Origin of the sequence: Actinophytocola xinjiangensis (assembly GCF_001921215.1) — a bacterium.
Taxonomy (GTDB): Bacteria; Actinomycetota; Actinomycetes; order Mycobacteriales; family Pseudonocardiaceae; genus Actinophytocola; species Actinophytocola xinjiangensis.
Map to the genome: position 1 here is coordinate 23,905 of NZ_MSIF01000008.1, position 26,228 is coordinate 50,132.

The 26,228-nt window shown below is 69.6% G+C and carries 20 protein-coding genes; 12 read left to right on the top strand and 8 right to left on the bottom strand.

Going from position 1 to position 26,228, the window contains the following annotated elements; all coding sequences use genetic code 11:
- Positions 1-10: 10 nt before the first annotated feature.
- Entirely contained in the window at positions 11-5,953 is a 5,943-nt protein-coding gene (locus BLA60_RS17795; protein ID WP_075134042.1) for a non-ribosomal peptide synthetase, read from the bottom strand.
- A 289-nt stretch (positions 5,954-6,242) separates the two neighbouring features.
- Here BLA60_RS17795 and BLA60_RS17800 point away from each other — a divergent pair, with 289 nt between their 5' ends.
- Positions 6,243-7,100 (top strand): hypothetical protein, encoded by an 858-nt coding sequence (locus BLA60_RS17800; RefSeq protein ID WP_075134043.1) that lies wholly within the window; start codon positions 6,243-6,245, stop codon positions 7,098-7,100.
- Positions 7,101-7,115: 15 nt separating this feature from the next.
- Here the strand turns inward: BLA60_RS17800 and BLA60_RS45550 are convergent, their stop codons facing one another.
- Positions 7,116-7,331: an MbtH family protein gene (locus BLA60_RS45550; protein WP_075134044.1), complete on the bottom strand. Its 216-nt coding sequence runs from the start codon at positions 7,329-7,331 to the stop codon at positions 7,116-7,118.
- A gap of 233 nt (positions 7,332-7,564) precedes the next feature.
- Between BLA60_RS45550 and BLA60_RS42215 the strand changes: the two genes are divergently transcribed.
- On the top strand, positions 7,565-8,155 hold the full coding sequence (locus tag BLA60_RS42215) for a transposase (protein WP_084735041.1): 591 nt from the start codon (positions 7,565-7,567) through the stop codon (positions 8,153-8,155).
- Between the two features lie 11 nt (positions 8,156-8,166).
- Here BLA60_RS42215 and BLA60_RS17815 read toward each other — a convergent pair whose 3' ends face one another.
- Together BLA60_RS17815 and BLA60_RS17820 are read right to left on the bottom strand one after the other, a co-directional pair.
- On the bottom strand, positions 8,167-8,430 hold the full coding sequence (locus BLA60_RS17815) for a phosphopantetheine-binding protein (protein ID WP_075134045.1): 264 nt from the start codon (positions 8,428-8,430) through the stop codon (positions 8,167-8,169).
- Positions 8,423-9,571 (bottom strand): NAD(P)/FAD-dependent oxidoreductase, encoded by a 1,149-nt coding sequence (locus BLA60_RS17820; protein WP_075134046.1) that lies wholly within the window; start codon positions 9,569-9,571, stop codon positions 8,423-8,425. The genes BLA60_RS17815 and BLA60_RS17820 overlap by 8 nt, the downstream gene beginning before the upstream one ends.
- A 440-nt stretch (positions 9,572-10,011) precedes the next feature.
- Between BLA60_RS17820 and BLA60_RS17825 the strand changes: the two genes are divergently transcribed.
- The 8 genes from BLA60_RS17825 to BLA60_RS17860 are packed head-to-tail and all read left to right on the top strand — an operon-like array spanning position 10,012 to position 19,585.
- Complete coding sequence (locus BLA60_RS17825) at positions 10,012-10,599, top strand: hypothetical protein (protein ID WP_084735043.1); 588 nt, start codon at positions 10,012-10,014, stop codon at positions 10,597-10,599.
- A 42-nt stretch (positions 10,600-10,641) separates the two neighbouring features.
- Positions 10,642-12,363 carry a non-ribosomal peptide synthetase gene (locus tag BLA60_RS17830; RefSeq protein ID WP_075134048.1) on the top strand — a complete coding sequence of 574 codons (1,722 nt, stop codon included), beginning with the start codon at positions 10,642-10,644 and terminating at the stop codon, positions 12,361-12,363.
- The gene (locus BLA60_RS17835; protein ID WP_075134049.1) at positions 12,360-13,649 is read left to right on the top strand and encodes a cytochrome P450; all 1,290 of its coding nucleotides are present in this window, start codon (positions 12,360-12,362) and stop codon (positions 13,647-13,649) included. Before BLA60_RS17830 ends, BLA60_RS17835 begins: the two co-directional genes overlap by 4 nt.
- Positions 13,649-14,407 (top strand): thioesterase II family protein, encoded by a 759-nt coding sequence (locus BLA60_RS17840; protein WP_075134050.1) that lies wholly within the window; start codon positions 13,649-13,651, stop codon positions 14,405-14,407. Before BLA60_RS17835 ends, BLA60_RS17840 begins: the two co-directional genes overlap by 1 nt.
- Positions 14,408-14,410: 3 nt before the next feature.
- Positions 14,411-15,499 carry an amidinotransferase gene (locus BLA60_RS17845; RefSeq protein WP_075134051.1) on the top strand — a complete coding sequence of 363 codons (1,089 nt, stop codon included), beginning with the start codon at positions 14,411-14,413 and terminating at the stop codon, positions 15,497-15,499.
- A 9-nt stretch (positions 15,500-15,508) separates the two neighbouring features.
- The gene (locus BLA60_RS17850) at positions 15,509-16,462 is read left to right on the top strand and encodes a fatty acid desaturase family protein (protein WP_075134052.1); all 954 of its coding nucleotides are present in this window, start codon (positions 15,509-15,511) and stop codon (positions 16,460-16,462) included.
- On the top strand, positions 16,459-18,288 hold the full coding sequence (locus tag BLA60_RS17855; RefSeq protein WP_075134053.1) for a non-ribosomal peptide synthetase: 1,830 nt from the start codon (positions 16,459-16,461) through the stop codon (positions 18,286-18,288). Before BLA60_RS17850 ends, BLA60_RS17855 begins: the two co-directional genes overlap by 4 nt.
- Before the next feature lie 31 nt (positions 18,289-18,319).
- On the top strand, positions 18,320-19,585 hold the full coding sequence (locus BLA60_RS17860) for an MFS transporter (protein WP_162292977.1): 1,266 nt from the start codon (positions 18,320-18,322) through the stop codon (positions 19,583-19,585).
- Positions 19,586-19,702: 117 nt separating this feature from the next.
- On the opposite strand, the gene BLA60_RS44245 is transcribed toward BLA60_RS17860, so the two are convergent.
- Entirely contained in the window at positions 19,703-19,918 is a 216-nt protein-coding gene (locus BLA60_RS44245; protein ID WP_162292976.1) for a hypothetical protein, read from the bottom strand.
- Between BLA60_RS44245 and leuS the strand changes: the two genes are divergently transcribed.
- A complete protein-coding gene (gene leuS / locus BLA60_RS17865; RefSeq protein ID WP_075134055.1) occupies positions 19,821-22,307 on the top strand; it encodes a leucine--tRNA ligase in 2,487 nt (828 codons plus the stop codon). The genes BLA60_RS44245 and leuS overlap by 98 nt on opposite strands.
- A gap of 407 nt (positions 22,308-22,714) precedes the next feature.
- Positions 22,715-23,503, top strand: a complete 789-nt coding sequence (locus BLA60_RS17870; RefSeq protein WP_245812037.1) for a winged helix-turn-helix domain-containing protein — start codon at positions 22,715-22,717, stop codon at positions 23,501-23,503.
- Between the two features lie 3 nt (positions 23,504-23,506).
- Here BLA60_RS17870 and BLA60_RS17875 read toward each other — a convergent pair whose 3' ends face one another.
- Genes BLA60_RS17875 through BLA60_RS17885 form a run of 3 tightly spaced genes read right to left on the bottom strand, consistent with a single transcriptional unit; the run spans position 23,507 to position 26,167 of the window.
- Positions 23,507-24,178: a LuxR C-terminal-related transcriptional regulator gene (locus BLA60_RS17875; RefSeq protein WP_075134056.1), complete on the bottom strand. Its 672-nt coding sequence runs from the start codon at positions 24,176-24,178 to the stop codon at positions 23,507-23,509.
- On the bottom strand, positions 24,163-25,278 hold the full coding sequence (locus BLA60_RS17880; RefSeq protein ID WP_075134057.1) for a hypothetical protein: 1,116 nt from the start codon (positions 25,276-25,278) through the stop codon (positions 24,163-24,165). The genes BLA60_RS17875 and BLA60_RS17880 overlap by 16 nt, the downstream gene beginning before the upstream one ends.
- Positions 25,271-26,167, bottom strand: a complete 897-nt coding sequence (locus tag BLA60_RS17885) for a sensor histidine kinase (RefSeq protein ID WP_162292979.1) — start codon at positions 26,165-26,167, stop codon at positions 25,271-25,273. The genes BLA60_RS17880 and BLA60_RS17885 overlap by 8 nt, the downstream gene beginning before the upstream one ends.
- Between the last annotated feature and the right edge of the window lie 61 nt (positions 26,168-26,228).

Genomic DNA, 26,228 nt, shown 5'->3' on the forward strand with positions numbered 1-26,228 from the left:
ACCTCGGGGGTCAGGACGCGCGAACCGCGTCGATGTGGGCCATGACGTCGGCGGGCGAGGTGGTCTCCGGGTCGGTGATCGCTCCCAGCGCCGCCGCCAGGCAACGGCCGATCTGGTCCACCGCGCTCTCGGTAAGACGGGCGCTGTCATACATGAGCCGCACCACGACCTCGGTGCCGTCCTTGACGACTGCGGTCAGCGGGTAGCTGTTGGAGTCGACGACCCTGAGCTCCCTGGCCACGGTGTGCAGAGCGTCGTGCACCTCGTCGGCGATCGGGTAGTTCTCGAACACGAGGACCGAGCTGAACAGGGGCTCGCGTCTGCTGACCTCGCTCCACCGCGCGATCTCGGTGAGTGCGGTGTGCTCCGAGGGCATCCGGCCGCGGGCGTCCTGGAGCCCGCGGAGCCATCCGCTCAGCGTGCGCTCTGGCCGCACCCGCACGCGCAGGGGCAGCGTGTTGATGAACATGCCGACCATCTGCTCGATTCCCGTCAGCCCGGAACGTCCGGAGGTGGTGGCGCCGAAGACCACGTCGTCAGTTCCCGCGAAGCAGCCGAGGACCAGACCCCAGGCGGCCTGGAAGACCGTGTTGCGGGTGAGCCGGGCAGCTCGGACGAATCCGGTCAGCCGCTCGCCGAACCCGTCGGGGAGCCGTACGTCACGCAGTAGGTGGTCGCCGGTTCCGCTGTCCGTGCGGGCCAGCGGCACCGGCGTGGGGCGACGGAAGCCGGCCAGATAACGCGTCCAGAACTCCCAGTCCGCCGCATGGTCCACGTCGGCGATCCAGGCGATGTAGTCGCGGAACTTGCGGCGCGACGGGAGCCGGAGCGGCGCGTCGTCGCGGATGGCGCGGTAGAACGCCAGCACATCGCCGAGGAGGATGGCGCTGCTCCATCCGTCGATCACCAGGTGGTGGGTCTCCAGCACCACACGCCAGGACGCCGCACCCTCTCTGATGAGGGTGACCCGCACCAGCGGACCGTCCTCCAGGTCGAACCCCGGGGCCGAGGCCAGCAGCTCGTTGAGCGCCAGGTCCCGCTCCGTTGGGGATCGCGCCGACCAATCCAGGCGCGCGACGGGCAGCTCCGCCGGTTCGGAGACCACCTGGAACGGCCGGTCGGTCAGCCGCCAGGCGATCCGCGTGCGCAGCACCGGCGTCCTGCTCGCCGCCTCCTGCCACGCCTGGGTGTAGGCATCCGGGTCCAGCTCGCCCGCCAGCCAGGACAGCCGGGGCGTGTAGAGCCGCGCGTCGGCGGACTGCACGGTGTGGAAGAGGATGCCCTCCTGCACCGGGGACAACGGGTACACGTCCTCGATGCCCCGGAAGGAGCCGAACTGGCGCTCGAGGTCCGCCGTGGACAGCCCTGTGAGCGGGAAGTCCGCACCGATGCGCACGCTCGTGTCCGGATGGGTGGCGACCGCCGCGATGTCCGACAGGGCGCCGGTGATCGACGCGGTGAAGGTCGCCATCGTCGATGCGTCGAAAGCCCCGGTGTCGTAGGACACCGCGACCCGCAGCCGATCCCGGTCGATCCACGCGACGACCTCGATGAGATACGGCAGGGGGCGGGTGCCCTCGCCGAGCGCGCGTACCGGGTCACCGACCGGGCGGAACGGTCCGTCCGCCTGCACCGTGTCGTCCGTGCGGCCCAGAAAGTTCAGCTGCACCTCGGCGCGCGCCGCGCCGGCCAGAGGTGCACCGTCGGTCAGGTGCGCCAGCAGGCCGTAACCGATGCCGCGGGCGGGCACGGCGGCGATCGCCTCCCGCACCCCGGCGACCGCACCGACGACGTCCCGAGGGTCACCGAGGCGCACCGCGACCGGATGAACGGCGGTGAACCAGCCGACCGTGCGCGTAGGATCGACGTCGGGGAACAACGGCTCCCGGCCGTGTCCCTCCACGTCCACGAGCACGTCCGGGGATCCGGTCCAGCGCCGCAGCGCCAGCGCGAGCGCCGCCAGCACCACGTCCTTGGTCTCCGCCCGGAACGCACCCCGCCCCTCGGCGAGCAGAGCCTGGGTGTCCGGTATGGACAGTTGGGCCTCGACGACCCGCGCCGAGGCCCTGGTGCCGATCTCGCCGGGCTCACCCTTCTCGCGTGGCAGCCGCGGCAGGTCCGCCGGCACGAGTCGCCGCCAAGTTTCCGCCTCCGGCCGCAGCGTCGGATCCCCGGCCCACTCGGACAGCCGCCTCGCCCACATCCGGAAGGAGGTCGTCTTCGGCGGCAGGTCACCGCCCCGGAGCAGGGTGGCAAGATCGGCCAGCAGCACCCGCCAGGAGACCACGTCCACACAGAGGTGGTGGATGGCGACCACGACCCGCCGGCCGGTCAGGGCGGCCCGCAGGACGATCCCCTCCGTGAGATCGAACCCGTCGATCGCTCGCCGTACCGCGGCAGCCACATCGGTGGCCGGGTCCAGGCGCTCGAGTCGGGAGCACGGCTCGTGCCGGCGGATCTCCTGCACCCAGCCGTGCGGGGTTTCGGTGAAGGCGGCGCGCAGCTGGTCATGGTGCGCCACCAGCCGGTCCAGCGCGGAGTCCACCGCGGATGGTTCACCGTCCAGCGCGAGTTCGAGCACTGTGTACTGGGTCAGCTGGTCTCGCAGCGGATCGCCGGCCGCGAAGAACTCGTGCTGGATCGGGGTCAGCGGGCACGGACCGACGGGCTCGTCCGGCGCTGCGGGCGCCGTGCCGTGCTCCGCTGGGCTCGCGTTGGCGGCCAGCTCGGCCAGGGTCTGGTACTGGAAGAGCTGGTTGGGCGCAACCACGTAGCCCGCGGCGGCGGATCGCATGGCCACCTCGATGGCCCGCAGGGAATCGCCGCCGAGGGCGAAGAAGTTCTCGTCGACACCGATCTCGTCGAGCCCGAGCACGGCGCACCAGATGTCCGCGAACAGGACCTCCTCGCGCGTGCGTGGACGCACGCGCGTCCGCTGCGCGGAGACCGTCGGTTCGGGAAGCGCTCGCGGGTCGACCTTGCCGTTGGCGTTGAGCGGGAGTTCGCCGAGCACCACGATCGCGCTGGGCACCATGTACTCCGGCACGCGCTCGGCCAGGTGCGCGCGCAGCCCGGGCACCACGGACTCGTCGTCCGCGACGACGTAGCCGACGAGTTGCTTTCCGCCGGCGGCGTCCGTGCGGGCGACGACGACCGCGTCGCCGACCTCCGGGTGCGCTCTGAGATGGGTCTCCACCTCCCCGGGCTCGATCCGGAAGCCGCGGATCTTCACCTGACGATCGGCACGACCGACGAACTCCACGTTGCCGTCGCCGATCCAGCGCACCAGGTCGCCGGTGCGGTACATCCTGCTGCCGGAGGGGCCGAACGGGTCGGGCAGGAACCGCTCGGCGGTGGGCCCGGGCCTTCGATGGTAGCCACGCACCACACCCATGCCCGCGACGTACAGCTCACCGACCGTGCCCTGGGGAACCGGGGCACCGTGCGTGTCCAGGACATAGAGCCGGGTGTTCCACAGCGCGGGTCCCAGCGGGATACGCGTCACTCCCGGCTCCAGCCGCCAGAAGTTCGTCTGCCCGGACACCTCGGCCGGCCCGTACTGGTTGTGGAGCTCCGCCCACGGCAACACCTCGTGGAACCGCTCCACCAGGTCCGGGGTGATCGCCTCCCCGCCGCAGTGCACCTGCCGCAGCGACGTGCACCGCGCGGCTTCCGCCGTGGCGAGGAACGCACGCAGCATCACGGGTACGAAGTGCACCAGTGTGACCCGCTCGTCCTGGATGGACCGCGCGAGGTACATCGGATCGCGCTGGCCCCCTGGGCGGGCGACGACGACCGTGGCACCCGCGGTCAATGGCCAGATCACCTCCCACATGGACGCGTCGAAGGTGAACGGCGCCTTCTGCAACAGCCGGTCGCCGGGCCCCAGCTCGTACTCGGCGGTGTCACAGGCGATGACGTTCGCCGCGCCCCGGTGCGGGGTGATGACGCACTTGGGCGCGCCGGTCGAGCCGGACGTGTAGACGGCGGTCGCGGCGTTGTCGGGGGTCACCCCGGTCGCCGGCGCGGTGACCGGGAGGCCGGCGAGCACCGTGAGGCGGGGGTCAAGCGCCACCACCGGGACCTCGTCCATCGGCAGCCGGGACCGACCGTCGCGCTGGGTGATCACCGCGATCGCTCCCGAGTCGGCCAGCAGGTGCCGCAGCCGCGACTCCGGTTGCTCCGGGTCCAGGACGATCAGGACGGCACCCGCCTTCAGCACGGCCGCGAGGGCGACGACGGTCTCCGCCGACCGCTCGGCGCAGACCGCGACGACGCGTTCTGGTCCGGCGCCCAGCGCACGCAGCCGGTGTGCCAAGGCGTTGGCGTGCGCGTCGAGCTGGCGGTAGGTCAGCTCCCGTTCTCCATCGCGCACGGCTGTCCGGTCGGGTACCCGCTGGGCCTGGGCGGCGATGAGCTCGTGCAGACAGGACTCGGCGGTGCCCTCTCGCGTGGTGTCGTTCCACTCCTCGAGCACCCGGCTCCGCTCGCGGTCGCTGAGCAGGGGCAGCTCGGAGATCGGGGTGTCGGGAGCGGCGACGGCAGCCTGCGCGAAGGTGCGGAAGCTCTCCCCGAACCGCTCGACGGTCGCCGCGTCGTAGAGGTCCGTCGCGTACTCCACCCGTGCCAGCAGCCCGTCCTGGGTTTCGACCAATCCCATGGCGAGGTCGAAGTGACTGGCGCCGGTGCCGGTGGGAAACGCCTCGATGGTCACGTCGGGCAGGGTCGGCGCGAACTCGCCCACCCCGCCCGCGACCTGGGAGAGAAGCAGATCGGTCGGCCGGCCACCGTGTTCGGTGACCTGGAAGCTGATCTGGTGCAACGGGTGGACGCCGAGGTGACGGACCGGCTGGAGGCGGTCGACCAGCATGTCGAACGGGAGCTCCTGGTGGCCGAAGGCGTCGAGCGCCGTGGCGCGCACCCGGCCGAGCAGTTCGCGGAAGCTGGGGTCGCCGGACAGGTCGGTGCGAAGGTTGACGCTGTTGATGAAGAACCCGATGAGGGGTTCCACCTCGGCACGACCCCGCCCGGCGACGGGCGCACCGACCACCACGTCGTCCGTTCCGGCGTGCCGGGCGAGGACCGCGTCCAGCACGGCGAGCAGCACCATGAACAGCGTGGCCCGCTCGCGCACCGCCAGCTCCCGTAACGCCCCCGACGTCACGGCGGGCAGGGCGAACAGGTGCTCCGCCCCCTGGTACGTGGGCACTGCGGGGCGGGGACGGTCCGGGGGGAGGGTGACGATCTGCGGAGCGTCCCGCATCGTCGACACCCAGTGCGCCAGGTCCAGCAGATCGCGGTCGGCCGCGGAACGTTGCCACGCGGCGTAGTCCGCGTACTGGATGGGCAGGTCGGGCAACTGGCCGTCGCGGCCGTCGCGGTGGGCCACGTAGCAGGCGCGAAGTTCGCGGAACAGCACGCCGAGCGACCAGCTGTCGACGACTATGTGGTGCATCGTCAGCAACAGAACACGGTCGTGGGGGCCAAGTTCGAGCAGCCGCACCCGCAGCAGGGGCCCGCGTTCGAGGTCGAGGGGCCGCTGTGCCTCCTCCGCCGCTAGCTCGTGCGCCTCGTCCTCGGCGGCGGGCCGGCCGGTCAGGTCGGTCAGGTCGAACGGGACCGGCGCCGGGTCGCCGATGACCTGCACCGGCGCGCCTTCGTGTACGGCGAAGGTGGTCCGCAGCACCTCGTGCCGCGACACCACCTGAGTGAACGCGGCGCGCAGCGCGGCCACGTCGAGCGGGCCACGAACCCGGTAGGCCAGAGGCGCGGTGTAGACAGAACCGTTGGCCAGGAGCCTGTCGAGCACCCACAGCCGTTGCTGGGCGAACGACAGGGAGAGCGGCTGGTCGCGGTCCGCGGGCCGGATCGCGTCCGCCGCGAGACCGTCACGGCGCAACAGCAGGCCGAGAAGCTCGCGGCGGCGCGCCGTCACCTGTCGTTCACCAGACATGGTTTGCATCATCGCCAGGCCGCCCGACGCCCATGAGCCACTCCGCTGGCAGGCGCCCGCGCGCGAAGCCCCTGGTCGTTCGGGCTCGCCGGGCGAACCTATGGGGGCGCTACGGGAGCGGGGCCACCGGAACGCCGGTGAACGGGGTGTCCCGTAGTCGATTCGTGGCCGAGGCCGCGTCAGGCGGTCTCACCTGCGAGGACGAGCTGTGCCCCGCTTCGTACCCGGATTCGCGTGCCTGGCGGTTTCGCCGGCCAGCATGGAGTTCAGGCCCAACCGGAGGAAAACCATGACGATTGACGCCGCCACACCACGGATTACCGGCGAGACGCTTCCCGCGGACCAGTTCCGGGTGCACCGTAGCGAGCACACTGTCGATGTCGAGCGGGTTCTGGACGTCCTGCACGGGCGGCTGGCCGCCTGTCTGGTGCGTGGGTTCATCCCCACCGCCGAGTGCGCCACGATCACCAGGAACTTCTGGGCTTCCGCACACCGCGTCCCGCGCTACGGCGAGGGCGCAGAGGGCGTGGAGGCCTATGTCCTCGGCGCCTCGCACATCGAGACGTCGACATCGGACTACCTCGACGCGGTGGACGCGTCCCGGGACGGAGTGCGGGCGCTGTACGCGAACACGGGCAACCCGATCACGCGACTGCACACGTCCCTTGCACAACGGATGAGCGTGGCCCGCCCCGCCGCGCACGCTGGTCGGCAGGCCGGAGATTCCAAGGCGGTGTGCTGGAACAACAACTCCGGGGAGTTCCTGCTCCTCCCGCACGACGACCTGGCGCAGTTGAGCGACCCGCTGCAGAAGGACTTCGAGGTCCAGCGCGTGCGGCGGGTGATGGCCGTCAACGCCTACCCCGACGTGCCCGGCGACAGCGGCCAGCTGAAGCTGTGGAACATCGCGCCGGACGAGCGGACCCGCGCGGCGCTCGGCCTGACCCACAGCGGATACCCGTACCCACCAGACCTGCTCGACGGTCACCCCGCGCTGACGGTTCCGGTGGCGACGGGCGATCTGTGCGTGATCAACGGCAACCTGGTCCACGCGGTGCTCGGCGACGGCTCGTCCAGCGGGCGGAGCCGGCTCCTGCTGACCTGCTTCACCGGCATGGCGGGCAGCGAGTTCGTCTGGTGGACCTGAGTGAACGACCGGGCACTATCGAGCGGCCGCGTCCATACGCTCCCGTAGGCTCCTGGGGCGCATGTCGGTCCACACGGACTCGATGTGGTCCAGGCACTCTTCCTTGGTGCCGGCCACGCCGACCTCCCGCCAACCGGCGGGCGCCGAGCGGTGCGCGGGCCAGATCGAGTACTGCTCCTCGTCGTTGATCACAACGGTGTAGCGGATGTTCTTCTCGCTGTCGTCGCTCACTGGTGCACCATCTTCGTGTCGGTAGCCGGGAGGTTGCTGACGCACCTGAGGTGCCGTTGGGTCATCGCCCTGCTCGCTTGACGCGTCGGACGTCCGGAATGAGATCTGCGGGGCCCGGCGGTTACCCGGGACGTGCCTACCGTCGACAGGTATGAGCGCCTCCGAGGGCCGTTCAGTGATCGAACCGGCAGCCGCGTGTCTCGGCACCATATGAGGCCCGCGACGATCACGCTGTGGCGGTCGTCGACACGCGCGGCCGGGAGGTCGACCGGTGCACTGTGGAACACGCCGCTGCCGGTTGGCGTGCGCTGCTGGCCATGTTGGGCCGCAACGGTGTCAGCGAGGTCGTGATCGAACGACCCGACGGCCCGTTCGACGCGTTCGTACTCGCTGACACGCTGCGCACCGACCGGGCCCGATTGCGCCCGCTGACTCCGGGCTCCCCGGCCACGGTCGTGTCGCGCCGCGCCTGCCGCGCCCGCTTCCCAACCCCCGAATCGCTGGCCTGTCTCGCCGGCGCAGCCCCCTCGACCAGACAGTCGGGAAAGATCAGCTCCGTCGGCTTCCGCTGGGCCTGCGACAAACAGCTCCGTGACGCCGTCACCGACATCGCAGGCGACACCCGCGGAGCCAACCCCTGGGCCGCCGACCTCTACAACCGAGCCCGAGCCCGCGACCGCGGCCACCCCCACGCCGTTCGCATCCCCGCCCGCGCCTGGCTGTTCGTGATCTGGCACTGCTGGCAAGACAGCGTCGCCTACAACCCCGCCCGCCACCACGCCCTCCAACGCCTCCTCAACCAGGATCAACCGGAGGCGGCTTGACGCAGGGCGTCTCATTCCGTTCCCTTGTTCACCAGTGCCGTCACCGCGTCCCGGAAATCGGCGAAAACCGGGGTGTCCCAGACCTGTAACATGTCCACCTCCACGTCAAGTGCGCGCCTCAGGTAGGACACGATCCGCGTCACCATGATCGAGTCGCCGCCGAGTTCGAAGAAGTCGTCGTCGGCGACGACGGTGGGCACGCCGAGCACGGTCCGCCAGGAGTCGGTGATCACCTGTGCCGGATCCGGGTCACCGGAATCGTTGTGGTCAGACATAGTTCTTCTCCATCCGTAGCTCGGCTCGGTCGAACCGGCGCGCGTCCAGCGGCCGGACATCCACGAACGGCCTGGTGCCCAGCACGAGGTCCCGGACGATCTCCCCGACCGCGGGTCCCTGCATGAAGCCGTGCCCGGAGAACCCGGTGGCGTACAGGAACCGGCCGACGTCCGGCGACTCCCCGATGAGCGCGTTGTGATCGGGCGTCACCTCGTACAGGCCCGCCCATCCACCGGTGATGCCGGTACCGAGCAGGGCTGGTACCCGTCTGGTTGTCGCCTCCGCGAGCTTGCCCAGCCATTCGTCGGAGCGCTCCAGCCGGAAGCCCGGTGGCTCGTCGGGGTCGGACATGCCGAGCATCAGGCCCCGGCCTTCGCGGCGGAAGTAGAATGCCGACGCGAGGTCGATGGTCATCGGCACCGGAACGTCCGAGGCGACCGGTTCGGTGAACGCCAGTTGCCTGCGGTACGGGGTGACCGGTAGCGGGGTGCCGACCATCTCTCCGACCGAGGACGACCAGGCACCCGCCGCGCACACGACCGTCGAGGTCCTGATGGTGCTCCCGGTGGTGCGCACCGCCTGGATCCGCCCGCCGTCGACATCGATCCCGAGTACCTGGCATCCGGTGAGCAGCGTCGCGCCAGAGCGCCGGGCGCCGGTGGCGTACCCGAGAACGACCGACTCCGGCGTGCAGTAACCGTCCTCCGGCGAGTATGCGGCCGCCAGCAACCCGTCGGTGTCGATCAGCGGCGACAGCCGCTTTGCCTCGGCCGGCTCCAGCATCCGGCTCGGCACTCCGAGATCGTTCTGCAGGGCCACGCTCGTCTCGAACGCGGCGACGTCCTCCGGCCGCGACAACAGGAACAGGTAGCCCGGCGTCCTGAGGTCGATGGACTGCCCCGGGTAGGTGTCGAAGCGGTGATACGCGGCCAGGCTGCGCACACCGAGCTGGATGTTGAGCGCGTCGGAGAACTGCGCACGCACCCCGCCCGCGGCCTTGCACGTCGAGCCGGAGCCCAGTTGCCCGCGCTCGACCAGAATGACGTCCCGCACCCCCGCCTCGGCGAGGTGGAACGCGATGCTGGTGCCGATCACGCCACCGCCGACGATCACAACCTCTGCCGAGGACGGAACAGCCACGCGACGCCCCTCAACTCTTGGTCCGTACCGGGTCAATGCCACCAATGCGATGGTCGCCGTGCCACCTGACGCGTCTGTGTGCCCCGGTTGCCTCGTTCGCGCGGCGGACGTTGAGACCGGGCGCGTTCCCGGGGCGCGCCGGTGGATTGGGTACGGGAATCAGCCGGCCCGCGCGGCCCGCGACCGCCACCGGATCGTCCGCCGTTGAACTCCCGTGCTCCTCTCGGCCTCATGCGTGCTGAACTGGCAACTCGTCCGCGCCAGACGGCCGGCGGCTGCCATCTCGGTGTGCGCGCTCCAGGCCACCATCGGATCTCGTGCGGTGTGCAACGACAGTCACGAGAATCGGTCGCGCGTACAACGGACCCGCGCGCTCGGCTCACGGTGGGTACGCATGCGCTGTCTTCGCCCGCGCCTCGGAGTTCACGCCCCCGGTCGCGGTGACGTTGCTGGCCGCACCACCCCTGGAAAGCCCGCTGACGGTCACCGTCTCCGGGAGGCGGGCGTTCGTCCGCGCGGACGACACCCTGATCGCCAGCGTCGTGCGGGTCGGCCGGGCCCCGACAGCGGTACCGTTCGTCGACCTGGCGACGGCACGCATGGGCGCCCGGGGCTTCCGCGGCCGCACCGAACATCCGTTTCCGACCTGCTTCGTGTGCGGCCCCGATCGCACGGACGGCCTCCGGCTGGCGCCGGGTCCGGTCGCCGGACGCCGGCACACCGTCGCCTGTCCCTGGACACCGGCCAGCGACGACCCGGACCTCGTGTGGAGCGTGCTGGACTGCCCGGGCGGCTGGGTCGAACAGCACGGACAGCGGCGGAACTCGTTGGTGCTCAACAGGCTCTCGGTCGTCATGTTGCGGCAGGTCGAGCCAGGTGAACCACACGTCGTGGTGGCCGAACGGCTCGGCGGACGCGGCCGGACGGTGCGCGTCGGCAGTTCCGTCTACACCGCGTCCCGCCAACTGGTCGCCGCGGGGGCCGCGGTGTGGACGGAGATCCCCGACGGGCTGCGGCGCGGCGGCTGACGCCGCTGGCCCGGCAGCACGAGGCTAGGAGGAGTACAGGACATGCAGCCCGCGACCACGATCACCGCGGAGTTCGCGCGTCAGGTGGCCGCCCGACCCGACGCGGTGGCGGTGAGCGCACCTGATGAGAAGCTCACGTACCGCGAGCTCGACACGCGGGCGGAGCGGCTGGCGCGGTACCTGCGCACCCTCGGTGTGGGCGCCGAGACCCCCGTCGGGGTCGACCTGCCGCGCTGCGCCGGTCTCGTCGTGGCCCTGCTGGCCGTGCTCAAAGCCGGTGGGTTCTACCTGTCGCTTGACCCGCAGCAACCCGAGCGGCGCCGCACGCTGGTGCTTGGCGACAGCGGGGCATCGGTCGTGATCACGACCGAGCTGTTGTCGAACGCCATCGGGTGCGACGACTCCGCCCCGTTGCCCGATGCCGTCGCGCAGAGCACGGCCTACCTCGCCTACACCTCCGGTTCCACCGGAGTTCCCAAGGGCGTCCGGGTGCCACACCGCGCGGTGATGCGACTCGTGGTCGGCCAGGAACTGCTCCCGATCCAGTCTGACGACGTGTTCGTGTTGCTGGCGCCCACAGCCTTCGACGCGTCCACTCTGGAGCTGTGGGGGCCGCTGCTCAACGGCGGACGGCTGGTCGTCGCCCCACCACACGACCTGTCCCCCGCCGAGATCGGGCAACTGGTGCGGAGCGAGGGGGTCACGACGTTGTGGCTGACCGCCGGGATGTTCCACGCGATGGTCGCGAGCATGGACGCGATGCGGCACCTACACGTGCTGCGGCGCTTCATCGCGGGCGGGGACGTCCTGTCCACCGCCCACGTCGACCGGGCGCTGCGGGAACTGCCGGACACCCAACTGGTCAACGGGTACGGGCCCACCGAGAACACCACGTTCACCACCTGCCACCTGATCACCGAGCGGTCCGGGCGCGGCCCGGTGCCGATCGGGCGGCCCATCACCGGCACCACCGTGCACCTGCTCGACGACGAGTTGCGCCCGGTGCCCGACGGCGAAGCCGGCGAGCTGTGCACGGGCGGGCTCGGACTGGCCAACGGCTACCAGAACGACCCGGCACTGACGGCCGCGCGCTTCGTGCCCGATCCGTTCTCCGCCACCCCGGGAGCGCGGCTCTACCGGACGGGCGACCTGGCCCGACGAGGGCACGACGGCGCGCTGGACTTCCTCGGCCGCACGGACGCGCAGCTCAAAGTGCGTGGCTTCCGGGTCGAGCCGGGCGAGGTGGAGACGGCGTTGCGCACCCACCCGGAGATCCACGACGCCGCTGTCGTCGCCCGACGACCGAACGGTGAGCAGGTCCTCGCCGCCTTCTACGTGTCGGACCAGACCATGTCCACCGCCGAACTGCGCACCCACCTGTCCGCGCTAGTCCCGCGGTACATGGTGCCCTCGGAGTTCCTGCACCTGGGCGAACTTCCGCTGGGGCCAACCGGGAAGGTCGACCGTGAGCTGCTCACCGGCACGACCATGCCCAGCCGCCCGGAGCTGAGTTCCGACTACCGGGTCCCGACCTCGGCGCGAGAGATCTGGCTGGCCCGGCTCTGGGCCGACCTCATGCAGGTCGACACGGTGGGCGTGGACGACGACTTCTTCGAACTGGGCGGGCACTCGCTGCTGGCCACCCAGATCACCGTGAAGATCGGCGAACACTTCGGCCGCACCGTACCGGCGGTCACCTTCTACGAGAACCCGACCGTTGCGGAACTCGCCAGGGTGCTCGGCCCGGAGAGCGGGGACCAGTGAGGATCACCGGGCCATCCGCCGACGGCGACACCGACCTCGACGCGGTCCGACTGTATGACCCGGACTTCTACGCCACCGGCGAACCACACGCGGTCTGGGCGCAGATGCGCCGCCGCGGTCCGGCACACCTCAGCACGCTCCCGGACGGGCGCTACTTCTGGTCGGTCACCCGCTACCACGATGTCGACAACGTCCTGCGCGACCACACCCGGTTCACCTCCGGCAGGGGCACGCTCCTGTCGGTCCTCGGGGGCACCGACCCGGCCGGCGGCAAGATGATGGCCGCGAGCGACCCGCCGGTGCACACCGCGCTGCGCAGACCGCTGTCGCGGGTCCTGTCGGATCGCGCGCTGCGACCGCACGAGCCGCGGATCCGCGCCGTGGTCCAGCGAATGCTCGGCCCGCTGCTCGACGGCGGAGTCTGGGACGTCGCCAAGGCCGCGGCCGCGTTCCCGATGGCGTTCACCGGCACGCTGATGGGCCTGCCGGAGGAGGACTGGCCACGGCTGGCCCGGCTGACCACATCGGCCGTCGCCCCCTCTGATCCCGGCTACCGACAGACCTCCAGGCACAGCACACTGGCCGCCGCGCACCACGACCTGTTCGCCTACTTCTCCGCGCAGGTGCGCGACCGCATCCGCCATCCGCGCGAGGACCTGGTGGGGTCCCTGGTCGGTCTGGAACTGGACGACCGAAGGCTGCGCCACGACGAGATCGTCTACAACTGTTACAGTCTGCTGCTCGGCGCGAACGTGACCACCCCGCACGCGATCGCCTCGACCATCCTGGCGCTGATCGAGCACCCGGGGCAGTGGAAGCGGTTGCTGGCCGAGCCTTCGCTCACCGGGTCGATGATCGAGGAGGGCCTGCGCTGGTCGTCCCCGGCCAGCCATTTCCTGCGACACGCCGTGCACGACCTCGAACTGCACGGCCGGCGCATCCTGGCCGGTGACGCGGTGGTGGCCTGGCTCGGCTCGGCCAACCGGGACGAGGAGGTGTTCGCCGACCCGTACCGGTTCGACATCGCCCGAACCCCCAACCGGCACGTCGCGTTCGGACTCGGTCCGCACTACTGCGTCGGCGCACCGCTGGCACGGATCGCACTCCGCATCCTGTTCGACGTGATCGTCACGTCGGTCGAGAAGTTCACCATCGCCGGTCCCATCGAACACCTGGCGTCCGACTTCGTCGCCGGGATCAAGAGCCTGCCGCTGACCGCACAGCTGTCCGCAGCGGCGGCCCGGGCCATCGACGCGACGGTGACCCAGCACGGACCGGCGTCCTGATGAGCACCCGCGACAGGACCTTCCTGCGGCCCGTGCGCGACGACTGCGCGGCCCGGCTGTTCTGCTTTCCCTACTCCGGTCTCGGTGCGTCGATGTACAACCGGTGGCCGCGCCGGGTCGCCGACGACGGTGCCGACATCGAGGTCTGCCTGCTTCAGCCCCCGGGTCGGGAGAACCGTCTTCGCGAGCCGCACTTCGGCACCTACGAGAACCTGGCCGAGCAGGTCTCGGACAGCCTCGAACCCCACCTGGACCGCCCGTACGGCCTCTTCGGCCACTGCGGCGGCGCACTGGCGGCCTTCGCCACGGCGGCACTGATCGCCGGGACCGGGCTGCCCGACCCGACGTGCGTATTCGTATCCTCCCAGGTCGCACCCCATCTCGGGCCCTACGGCCGGTACCTGTCGATGACCGAGTCCGCGCTGACCGCCGAACTCGAGGGCCTTACACGCGTCATGGGCGGCGAGCCGCAGCCCGACATCATCGCGCTGGGCCTGCGGGTGATGCGTACCGACCTCGACGCCAATCGGGCCTACCGGCTCGATGAGCCCGTCGTGCTGCCCGGTGACCTGCGGGTGATCGGCTGGCGGGACGACCACGAGATCCGGCCGGAGCAGATGACCGGCTGGGCCGCCTACGCCGCACCGGGACGGTTCCACGAGGTCGTCCTCCCTGGCACGCACCACGAGTTCCTGACCGCTCCGACGGCACTGCGGCGCGAGTTCGCGGCCGGCCTCGCGCACTCCGGAAAGGCATGACCCATGGCAGAAGAGAACGACACCGACGTGACCGGACCCGTGCGCTCATACACCGAGTGGGACCCGCTGGAGGAGGTCATCGTCGGCATCGTCGACGACGCCTGCTTCCCGCCGTGGCACGGGGCGCTGCCGCCAGTGTTACCGTCGAACATGCACGCGACGTTCCGCGCGCAGGCCGGCCGCCCCTTCCCGGCAGAGCGAATCACGGCCGCACGCCGGGAACTGGACGAGTTCGCGCGCATCCTCGAAGGCGAGGGGGTGACGGTCCGCCGGCCGGAGCCGATCCGCCACGACACGACCTACAGCACACTGAACTGGTCCAGCAGCGGCATGTACGCGGCGATGCCACGCGACGTGTTGCTCGTCGTCGGGGACGACGTCATCGAGTGCCCGATGGCGTGGCGGTCGCGCTACTACGAGTCGCTGGCCTACCGCCCGCTGCTCAAGGAGTACTTCCGCGGTGGCGCGAAGTGGAGCGCCGGGCCCAAGCCGGAACTGACCGACGAGCAGTTCGATCCGGAGTGGACGGACGAACCCGGCCCGGAAGGTAGCCCACGCCTGGTGGTCACCGAGTTCGAGCCCACGTTCGACGCCGCGGACTTCACCCGCTGCGGGCGGGACATCATCGCGCAGAAAAGCAACGTCACCAACCAGTTCGGCATCGAATGGCTACGACGGCACCTGGGCGAGGAGTACCGCATCCACGTGTTCGAGTTCGCCGACTCGCACCCGATGCACATCGACGCGACCCTGGTGCCATTGGCACCCGGCAAGCTGCTGGTCAACCCGGAACGGGTGCCGAAGGTGCCGTCACTGTTCAAGGGCTGGGACGTCCTGGAGGCGCCGAGACCGGTCCTGCCTGACAGCCACCCGCTGTACATGACGAGCAAATGGATCAACATGAACGTCTTCATGATCGACGAGACCAGGGTGATGGTGGAGCGCCAGGACGAACCGATGATCCATGCGCTGAAGAACTTCGGCTTCACCCCGATCCTCTGCGACTTCCGGGAGTTCAACAGCTTCGGCGGCTCGTTCCACTGCGCGACGCTCGACGTGCGGCGTCGTGGCGGTCTCCGCTCGTACTTCTGAGGAGTCCACGTGCGCATCTGGAAGAACACGCCGAAGGACGCACTGCTGCTGGGGTTCAGCGTGGTGCAGGTGGCGCTGATGATCTGGCTGGCCACGCGCTGGGAGTCGTGGCCACTCGTCGCGGTGCTGGGGGGCGGGCTGCTCCTCGCACTGATGACCGCGTACAACATCATCGTCGTCTCGCACCTGTTCACGCACGTCCCCTGGTTCACCTCCGCACGACTGAACGCGGCGGTGTCGCTGCTCAACTCCGTCGCCATCGGGCAGTCGGTGCAGGCCTACCACCTCACCCACGTGCGCAACCACCACCGCTTCAACAACGACCCGATCGGCGAGGACGGCACCACCCGGGACGCATCGTCGACCTACCGGCACGGTCATGACGGCGAGCACACTCCGCTGGGCAGGTACGTCACCCTCGGCGCGCTGGAGTCACTGGCCGCCCGGGGCAGGGAACTCCTGTTGGTCTACCGGCTGTGGCGGGTAGGCCCGCGCGAGCGGACCCTGCTTTCGCTCGCGCACAGTCGGGAACCCAAGCGCCGGTGCGAGCTGCGCCAGATCCAGGCCGACCGGGCCGCGCACAGCCTCGCGCTGACCGGCCTCGCCCTGATTTCCTGGCAGTGGACGCTGGCGATCTACCTGCCCGCCTTCTTCGTCGCGCTCACCCTGGTCAACGTCCAGAACTACTACCGGCACTACGGTGCCGACCCGTCCAGCAGGGCCGCCGACTCGGTCAGCTACTACGGCAGGTTCTACAACCTCATCGCGTTCAACGACGGATATCACCAGGAGCACCACCTCAACCCGGGGTGCCACTGGTCGCGGTTGCCCGCCGTGCGCGAACGGCGCCGTGACCACCTGGACGCTCAGCGGCGGATCGTCAGCCCGGTGCCCGCCATGCTGGGCTTCCTACACCGCGATCGCGCGCTGCTGCATCGCCCCGACCACGAGAAGACGCCGTGAGCGTCCTCATCCACCACCGAGTCGCGGCGCAGGCGGCCGCGCGGCCCGACGCACCAGCGGTCGTCTGCGCTGTGGGAGCACTGAACTACCGCGCACTCGACGAGCACGCGAACCGCCTGGCGCACCACCTGGTCAGTCTCGGCACCGGGCCTGAGTCGCTGGTCGCGGTGCACCTGCCCCGGTCCTTGGACTCCGTTGTCGCCATGCTCGCCGTGCTCAAGGCGGGTGGAGCGTATCTGCCATTGGACCCCGCCCAGCCGGGCGCCCGAACCGCACGCATTCTCGCCGACGCGGCACCGGACGTCCTCGTCACCGACGCACCGGGCGACACGCCGGGCCCGGTGGGCACCACACTGCACCTGACACACGACGCGCCCGCCATCGCCGCACATCCCGAGGTGACCGCCCCGGAGGTGCCAGTCCACCCGGACAACCTGGCCTACGTCATCCACACGTCCGGCTCGACCGGGGCACCCAAGGGCGTCATGGTGCCGCACGCCGGCCTGGCCAACCTGGTCGAGTGGCATGTCGACCGGTACGGCGTTGGGTCGGGCGACCGCACCTCACACCTCGCCGCCCTCGGCTTCGACGCCACGGTGTGGGAGGTGTGGCCCACGCTCGCGTCGGGGGCCACACTGCACCTGCCCTCCGAAGTGGGCCGGACACAGCCCGAACAGCTGCTCCGCTGGCTGACGGCCGAGGGGATCACCGTGGCGTTCCTGCCGACTCCGCTGGCCGCGGAGGTCCTGCGGCTGCCCGGCCCGTCGTCGTTGCGCACGCTGCTCACCGGCGGCGACGTGCTGACCGTCGCACCCGCGCCCGGCGCTGCGTACGAATTGGTCAATCACTACGGCCCGACGGAGGCCACCGTCGTCGCCACGGCGGCGACCGTCCCGGCGGGCACCCCTGGTGTTCCGCCCATCGGGAAGCCGATCCGAGGCGTCCGGGTGCGACTGCTCGACGACGATGCCCGGCCGGTGCCGGACAACGCGGAGGGCGAGCTGTGCATCAGCGGCACCGGGCTCGCTCGCGGCTACCTGGGCAGCCCGCGTCTCACCGCCGAACGCTTCACGCCCGACCCGACCGGTCCGGCCGGCGGACGTGTCTACCGCACCGGCGACCTCGCCACCCAACTCTCGGACGGCACCGTGCACTTCCACGGCCGACTCGACGACCAGGTCCAGCTCCGCGGTTTCCGGGTCGAGCCGGCGGAGGTCGCCGCGGCGCTGTCCGAACATCCCGACGTGGTGAACGCCGCCGTCGCGGTCCGCTCGGGTCTGCTGATCGGCTACGTCGTGCCGCGCTCCGGACGCGATGACAGCGGTGACCTACCGGAAGCGGTGCGGGCACACGCGGCGGTCCTGCTCCCTCAGCACATGGTGCCCGCCCGGGTCATGCTCCTTGAGGAGATTCCGGTGACGCTCCACGGCAAGGTCGATCGGAACGCGCTTCCCGACCCGCTGCCCGCAGTGCCGGACGTCGTGGTCGGGCCCCGCGACGCGGTCGAGGCAATGGTCGCCGAAACCTGGTACGAGGTGTTGGAGTTGTCCGACCGTCCAGCGCACGTGCACGACGACTTCTATGTGCTGGGCGGCCATTCCTTGCTTGCGCACCGGCTGGCGGTCCGGCTGCGTGATCTCTTCGGCACACGTCTTCCACTGCACTTCGCCCTGACCGCTCCGACGATCGCCGAGCTGACCGACGAACTGCGGCGACTGGAACCCGCCCCGGGTCACCTGGCCGAGGTGGCGGAGCGGCATCGCCAGGTGGCGCAGTTATCTGACGAGGATGTCGAGGCGCTGCTCGCCCAACTCGGCGATGCCTAGTGTCCGTCGCGAACGAACGGAGGGGGGCGAGGTGGCGACCAAGCGCACGTTCACGTCGCGTTCACGAGAGAAACTGGCCCGCCTGGCGCCCCCACCCGGAGTACAGCCGAGTCTGGTCGTGCAGACCTTCACCTATTCCGTGGGCACCGGCTTCTACGCAGCCGGAAGCGCCATTTTCTTCACCGTCTACGCCGGGCTGCCCGCCGGGCAGATCGCTCTTGGCGTGACCGCGTCCGCGTTCGCCGTCTTCGTCCTGCGAATACCTGTCGGTTTGTTGTGCGACAGATTGGGTGGCCGGGCCACCTGGCGCCTCGGCGCGCTCCTACAGGGTGTGCTGTTCAGCATTTACCCGTTCGTCCATGGCTTCGCGTCCTTCCTCATCGTCATCATTGCCGCCGGAATTGCCGCGACCGTCGGCAACGCGGGAAAAGGAAGGTACATAGGCGAAGTGATCGCCAGGCAGAGCCGGGTCCGGGTGAACGCCTACCTGCGCTCCATCGTCAATATCGGGCTCGCGTTGGGCACCGTCTCGGTGGGCGCGCTGACCCAGGTCAGTTCTCCTCGGATCCTCGTCGTGATCGTATTGATGAATGCACTGACCTTCTACCTCGACGTCCTGTTCCTGACCATCTTCATCAAGCCCGCACCGCGCCGGACCGAGGCGGGAAAGAAGACGCCAGGGCGGCGCTCCGCACTGGCCGACCGGCCGTTCGTCGCCCTCTCGGCACTCAGCGGCGTGTTCATCCTGTCGGATCTGCTGCTCACCACGGTCATTCCACTCTGGATCCTCCAGGCGACGCAGATTCAGCAGACCATGATACCGATCATCCTCATACTCAACATGGCCATGGTGATCGTGTTGCAGGCGAGAGTCGGAAAGGGCGTCGAAACAATATCGGACTCCGCCCGGCGACAACGACGCGCGGGAATCCTCTTGGCGGTTTCCTGTGCGCTCATCCCCATCTCATCGCATACCGCCGGAGTCTGGACCTGGATGGTCATCCTGGGCGCCGTCGCGATCATCACACAAGCGGAGATGTACACGGCCGTTTCCGGCTGGGGCCTCTCTTACGGGCTCAGCCCCCAGGAGCGCTTGGGCGAGTACCTCGGGGTGTTCGCATCAGGGTCTCAGATAGCCCTGATCGTCGGGCCCGCCGTGCTCATCCCGCTGGTGACGGCCACGCCCCTGGGCTGGTACGTCTTGTCAGCACTTTTCCTGGTGGCCGGGCTGACGAGTGTGCACCTCGTTGACGTCGTGGTCCGCAGCCGCAGCAAGTTCGGCGTCCAGCCCGAGTGACCGGATTCGTCATCATCCAGAACCCGGCCACGCGCGGTCGGCTAGCATGGCGGCGTGACAACCACACGGGGCCTGCTGCTTACCAGGCCGCGCTGATCCGGCGAGAAGCAGATCCGGTCAGCGCGGCGAACCTCCGCCGAGCGCGGCCGAGCCGGTGCGTGGGTCGTCGCTCTCCGGTTCGCCTTCCCACCCGCGTCCGCTGCCGCTGAGGCCCGACTTCACGATGAGGAACAGGATGAGCCAGCCAACGAGCCAGCCCGACTCATACGACCCGCACGCGATCGTCGACAAGTGGTTGATCGCGTGGGCGGAGCGCGGTTCCTTCGCGGCCAACGGGCTCCTCTCCGACGAACGGCCCGACGGCCGGCCGCCGCGCTACATCGTGAGCATGTTCTCGTACCCGTCCGGCGATCTGCACATGGGACACGCCGAGGTGTACTCGATCAGCGACGCGTTCGCCCGGTTCTCCCGGTTGCGCGGCCACAACGTGCTCAACCCCATCGGCTGGGACTCGTTCGGCCTGCCAGCAGAGAACGCGGCGTTCAAACGGAACCTGGACCCGTCGGTGTGGACCTACGACAACATCGCCATGCAGGCGGAGTCGTTCCGCAGGTTGGGCGTCTCGTTCGACTGGAGCACCCGGTTCCACACCTCCGACCCCGAGTACTACCGGTGGAACCAGTGGCTGTTCCTGAAGCTGTACGACAACGACCTGGCCTACCGCAAGGCGGCGCCGGTCAACTGGTGCCCGGTCGACCAGACCGTGCTGGCCAACGAACAGGTCATCCAGGGCAAGTGTGAACGGTGCGGCAGCGACGTCGAGCAGCGCAACCTGACCCAGTGGTTCTTCCGCACTTCCCGCTACGCCCAGCGCCTGCTCGACGACATGGCCCAGCTGGAAGGAAAGTGGCCGAACGAGATCCTGACCATGCAGCGAAACTGGATCGGCCGCTCCGAAGGCGCGCACATCGACTTCGAGATCGAGGGCCGCGCCGAGCCGGTGCGGGTGTTCAGCACCCGGCCGGACACGCTGTTCGGGGCGACGTTCTTCGTGGTGGCCGCTGACGCCGACCTGGCGGACGAGCTGTGCACCGATGATCGGCGGGAGGAGTTCGAAACCTACCGCAAGCAGGTCCGCGCCAGCACCGATATCGAGCGTATGGCCACCGACCGGCCCAAGACGGGTGTATTCCTCGGCCGTTACGCCATCAACCCGCTGAGCGGTGAGCGGATCCCGGTCTACGCGGCCGACTACGTGCTGGCTCACTACGGCACCGGCGCCATCATGGCCGTCCCCGCGCACGACCAGCGCGACCTCGACTTCGCTCGCGCGCAGGGCCTGCCGGTGCGGATTGTGGTCGACACCGGTGAGCCGGCCCCGGCGGAGACCGGCGTGGCCGCCGCGGGCGACGGCGTGCTGGTGAACTCGGGCGAGTTCGACGGGCTGAGCAAGGACGACGCCATCACCGCGACCTCGGTCCGGCTGCGGGAGCTCGGGCATGGCGAGGCCACCGTCACCTACCGCCTGCGCGACTGGCTGCTGTCGCGTCAGCGGTTCTGGGGCACGCCCATCCCGATCATCCATTGCCCGTCGTGCGGCGAGGTGAAGGTGCCGCTGGAGGACCTGCCACTGCGGCTGCCCACGTCCGGGTACGAGTTGCGACCTCGCGGAGGCAAGTCACCACTGGAGAGTGCTGAGGACTGGGTCGCGGTGCCCTGCCCGTCCTGTGGTGGTGCGGCCCGCCGCGACACCGACACGATGGACACCTTTGTCGACTCGTCGTGGTACTTCCTGCGCTACCCCAACCCGGACTACGAGGACGGTCCTTTTGATCCGGCCGGGGTGAAGCGCTGGCTGCCAGCGGACGAGTACATCGGTGGCAAGGAACACGCCACCGGGCACCTGATGTACTCGCGGTTCCTGACCAAGGCGCTGTACGACCTGGGCATGGTGGGCTTCACCGAGCCGTTCACCAAGCTGACCTGCCAGGGCCAGGTGATCATGGCCGGCAAGGCGATGAGCAAGAGCCTGGGCAACCTGGTCAACCTGCAGGACCAGCTGGCCCAGTTCGGGCCGGACGCCGTACGCGTGACCATGCTGTTCGCCGGGCCGCCCGAGGACGACGTGGATTGGGCGGACGTCTCGCCGACCGGTTCGGTCAAGTGGCTGACCCGGGTGTGGCGCCTGAGCGGTGACGTGGCGGCCAGCCGGGACGGTGCGGGAGACCAGGCCGTGCGCAAGCAGGTACACCGGCTGATTGATGACGCGACCACGTTGATGGAGAACAAGCGTCTGAACGTGGTGATCGCGCGGTTGATGGAGCTGACGTCGGTGCTGCGTAAGGCCGTGGACAGCGGGCCTGGTGCGTCGGACCCTGCTGTCCGCGAGGGTGCTGAAGCACTGGTGCGGATGTTGTCGTGCTTCGCGCCGTTCACTGCCGAGGAGGCATGGTCACGGCTAGGGCATACGAGTCTGGTTGATGAGGCGGGGTGGCCTGAGGTTGACTCGGCGTTGCTCGTCCAGGAGACGACTACCTGTGTGGTGCAGGTTAGTGGGAAAGTCCGTGACCGGCTCGAGGTCGCGCCGGATATTCCTGAGGATGAGTTGCGGGAGCTGGCGTTGGCTTCGGGGAAGGTCGCTGCTGCTCTACAAGGGGCTGGAGTGAGCAAGGTGATCGTTCGCGCACCAGGGCTAGTGAATGTGGTGCCCATGAAGGGTTGATGCCGGTCACCTGAGGTCACCCCGAACCGTGCGGATGTGGGTTGAGATCTGCTGGTGACCGCGATCGCATGTGGGCGTGCCAGGTGGTGGTACCAGCGAAAAGCCACACCAGCATCAACAACCTCTCGGTCCTGGAACTGTGTCGATCGTCGTGGTGATTCCCTCACACGTTGGATGGATGTACAGTCAGTGCCGTGGGAGGCACCCCGACTGGGACCACACCCTGCCCAATACGTCGCCCAGCAGCGCCATCGCGGGCGACCTCGGTCCGCATCGAATGCCTGGTGCCGGGGGACTCGCCTCGCCTCACCGGGCAGAACGTTGAGCACGTGACGGCTCTCGCGCTTTCTGGCACGGCGTTTCCGCCCATTCTCGTCGATCGACGGACCATGCGGGTCGTCGATGGAATGCATCGTGTCCAGGTCGCGCGGTTGCGTGGCGAGGAGTCCATCAGCGTCGCCTTCGTCGAGGGGACCGAGGACGAGCTGTTCGTACTGGCCGTGTCGGCAAACATCGACCACGGCCTTCCGCTCTCGCGCGTGGACCGGGAGGCGGCGGCGGTCCGGATCCTCCGCGCCTACCCGCACTGGTCCGATCGTGCGATCGCCGAGGTGACTGGCCTGGCCGCGAAGAAGATCAAGCAGGTGCGTGAGCGTGCAAGTGCGGAACTGCCGCATTTGGACGCCCGGATCGGCCGCGATGGCCGGGCCAGGCCGAGTAACAGCGCGGAACGACGACGTCAGGCCAGCGAGGTGATCTTGGCGAATCCAGGGGCGTCACTGCGCGAGGTGGCCAGGATCGTCGGTATCTCCCCCGGAACCGTGCGCGACGTACGCCGGCGCATGCTCCGGGGCGAGGATCCCGTTCCCGAACGACGGCAGATCACCGCGGCCCAGCCGGCCGCCGACCTGCCGGTCCCGTCCGCGGTCCTCACCACCGACGACCTGGTCACGATCGTGAGAAGCATGTCCCAGGATCCCGCTCTCCGCTTCTCCGCCACTGGCCGGACCCTGCTGCGCGTGCTGCACGGCAACGCGACTATCCGTGACACCTGGCACGAGTTCGTCCGTGCCGTGCCGGAACACCGTGTCGAGGACGTGGCCCACCTGGCGCGAGGCTGCGCCGAGGAGTTGCGCCGCTTCGCCGACGCCCTGGAACGACGCCAGCGCAACCAGGTACGGGACGACCGTCCGTGACGGTCAGACGTCCCGCTGCGCGGTCAGCTCGTCGAGCGTGATCAGCCCGTCGTCCAGTGCGTGGCTCACCAGATCGCTCTTGGTTGGCGCCGCCCGTCCCACGTGCGCATACTTGGCCCGTACGCGCTCGATGTGTGTCTCCACGGTCTTGGCGCTGATGTCGAGCTTGCGGGCGACGAGGTCCTTCGACGAGGAGACGAACCACGCACGCAGCACCTCGCGCTCGCGGGGCGTCAACGATGGCCGCTCCGGCCGCTCGTCGGTGACCAGCACTCCGCTCAGTGTCGGCGCGGTGTAGGAGCGGCCCTCCGCGGCCGCGCGAACAGCCGGGACCAGGTGCTCCTCACCCTCTCGTTTGGTCAGGTAGGCCAAGGCGCCGAGGTCGACGCACCTGAGCGCGGTCTCCTGGTCGGCGTGCTGGGAGTAGACAACGACGCGGCGGCGGTTCTTCACGAGGCGCCGCAACTCGCCGAAGTTCGGCTGCCGGGGAACGAGTTCGAGGTCGAAGATCACGACATCGGCCCGCGCCCCCGGCCCCGTCCACAGGTCGGGCAGCCGGTCGCCCGCGTTGAGCAGGACGATGGGCGGTTCGGCCAGGGAGAACCACGACCCGACACCTGCGGCGATCGCCACGTGGTCGTCCACGAGTACCGCGCTGATCACTTTGTCCGCCACCAGACCTCCACCCACGTCATGTCCTTCGTCGAGCGCGTCTCCAACCGGGCGTCGGGGTCGGCCGGTTGGGACAGTTCGATGCCCCCACAGTCCGCGACGACGTTCACCGAGACGAGTCCACCGTCGCCGACAACGGTCACTCTCGCCCACGAGTCGGCGGTGGCCAGCGCGGCGAGCGGCGCGTCGGTCAGGCTGCGCCGCACCGGAACCGACAGGTCCGGCCAGTGTCCGCGTGCGTCCAACTCGACCCGCACTCCCCTGCGTTCCGCGATGTCGGCGCAGTGCCGCAACTCGTGCAACAGCGGGTCCGCGACCGTGTCGTGCTCCGCCATCAACCGGCGGAGCCGGCCCGCCTCGATCGCACACCTCTGCCGCACCCGCTGGTCGCTCGGGTCCAGGGTCCGGTCCGCGAGGCCGGCGAGCAGCGGCATGGTGCTGTCGGCCAGTTCGGTGATCCGCTGTCGCCGCCGCAGTGCGGACTCGGCCGCGACCTGTTCGTCGGTCCTGGCTCGTTCGACCTCCCGGTGCGATCTCGCCGCCGACGACGCGACGGCCCGTAGGGGTACGACGACCGCCGCGACGCACAGCGGGTAACCCAGCACGCCGACCGAACCGGTCATGAAGCGCAGTATCGAGGCCTGGTCGGCACCGGCGAGCAGCAGCAGGTCCGTCAGTGCGAGGGCACAGTGACCGGCCAGGAACGCCAGTTGGGCCTGGAGCGGGCGGTCGAACAGGATGGCGATGCCGATCCAGTTGGCCGTGCCGTACGCCCAGTCAGCGTAGGTCGCCACGCCCTCGGTGAGGGTCAGGTAGGAGGTCGCGGAGGCGGCCAGGACAACACCGATCGCGACTCCGCGCAGCCGTCGCCAGGTCAGTCGCCGAATGGTCAGCACCGCTTCGGCGCCGAGTACGGCGGCCAGGGCACCCCATGCGACGAACTGGGTCGGGACCGAGGAGTAGGCGTCGCGGTAGATCAGCATGTGGCGTAGTCCCACGGCGAACAGCACCGTCGTCGCGACCGCCAGCAGCGACACCCGGAGCCGGAACATCATCCTGATGCGCACCTGTGTCGTGGACCAGGCCTGTGCCGTGTCACTCACCGCGCCACTCCAGCGCGACGGTGGTGCCGTGGTGGGGCCGTGTAGTGATCGTCGCGCTGCCGCCGACGTTCGCGAGCCTTCGGCGGATGCTCTCGCGCACGCCGCGCCTGGTGACCGGAACGGTGTCGACGTCGAAGCCGCACCCGTCGTCGGCGACCGTCACCCGCACCCATCCCGATCCGCCTCGCAGCCGCACGTGAACCCGGTCAGCGCGCGCGTGCCGGACCACGTTGTTGAGGGCCTCGCGCGCCGCGTCGAGGACCGCGCAGGTGACCGGAGGCGGGACCGAGACCATCGCAGGCCCGTCGAACACGCCGGTCAACGGCAGTGTTTCGACCAGGTCGCGCAGCGCCCTGGCCAGGTGGGCGTCCTCGCGAGGGTGTTGGGCGTAGGCGCGCAACAACTCCAGGTCGCGCCGGGCCTGCGTGGCCAACCAGCGGGTGTCCGGCCGTTCGGTGCCCACCATCAGCAGAGTGGTCGCCGCCGTATCGTGCAAGGCACCAGCGAACTCACGCTCCTGCGCACGAATCGTCTCGGCGACCCGGTGCGCCCTTCTGGTGGCCGCCGCTTCGGCCATGACCCGGTCCGCTGTCCGAGCGACGCGCTCGAGGAGGACCCACACGATCCTCGACAGCGTGCCCGCGACGACGATCCAGATCGCTGCGGTCAGCAGTGGAGCGGACGCGCCCGCGACGGCCAGCGCGCTGACCAGCGAACCCGTCACGACCAATGTCGCGGCCGTCCCCACGAGTACACCGGTATGCCACTGACAGACCACACAGACGAAAGTCGCGAGGAGTCGTACCCAACCAGCGTTGTTGCTCTCGACCGCCCCCGTGCACAAGGTACTCACACAGACACCGGCCATGATGGTGACATCCGCTGCCACCAGTCGGGTCCCTGGCCAATTCCCTCCGTGCCGGAGCAGGTTCCGGACGTAGATCGCGCAC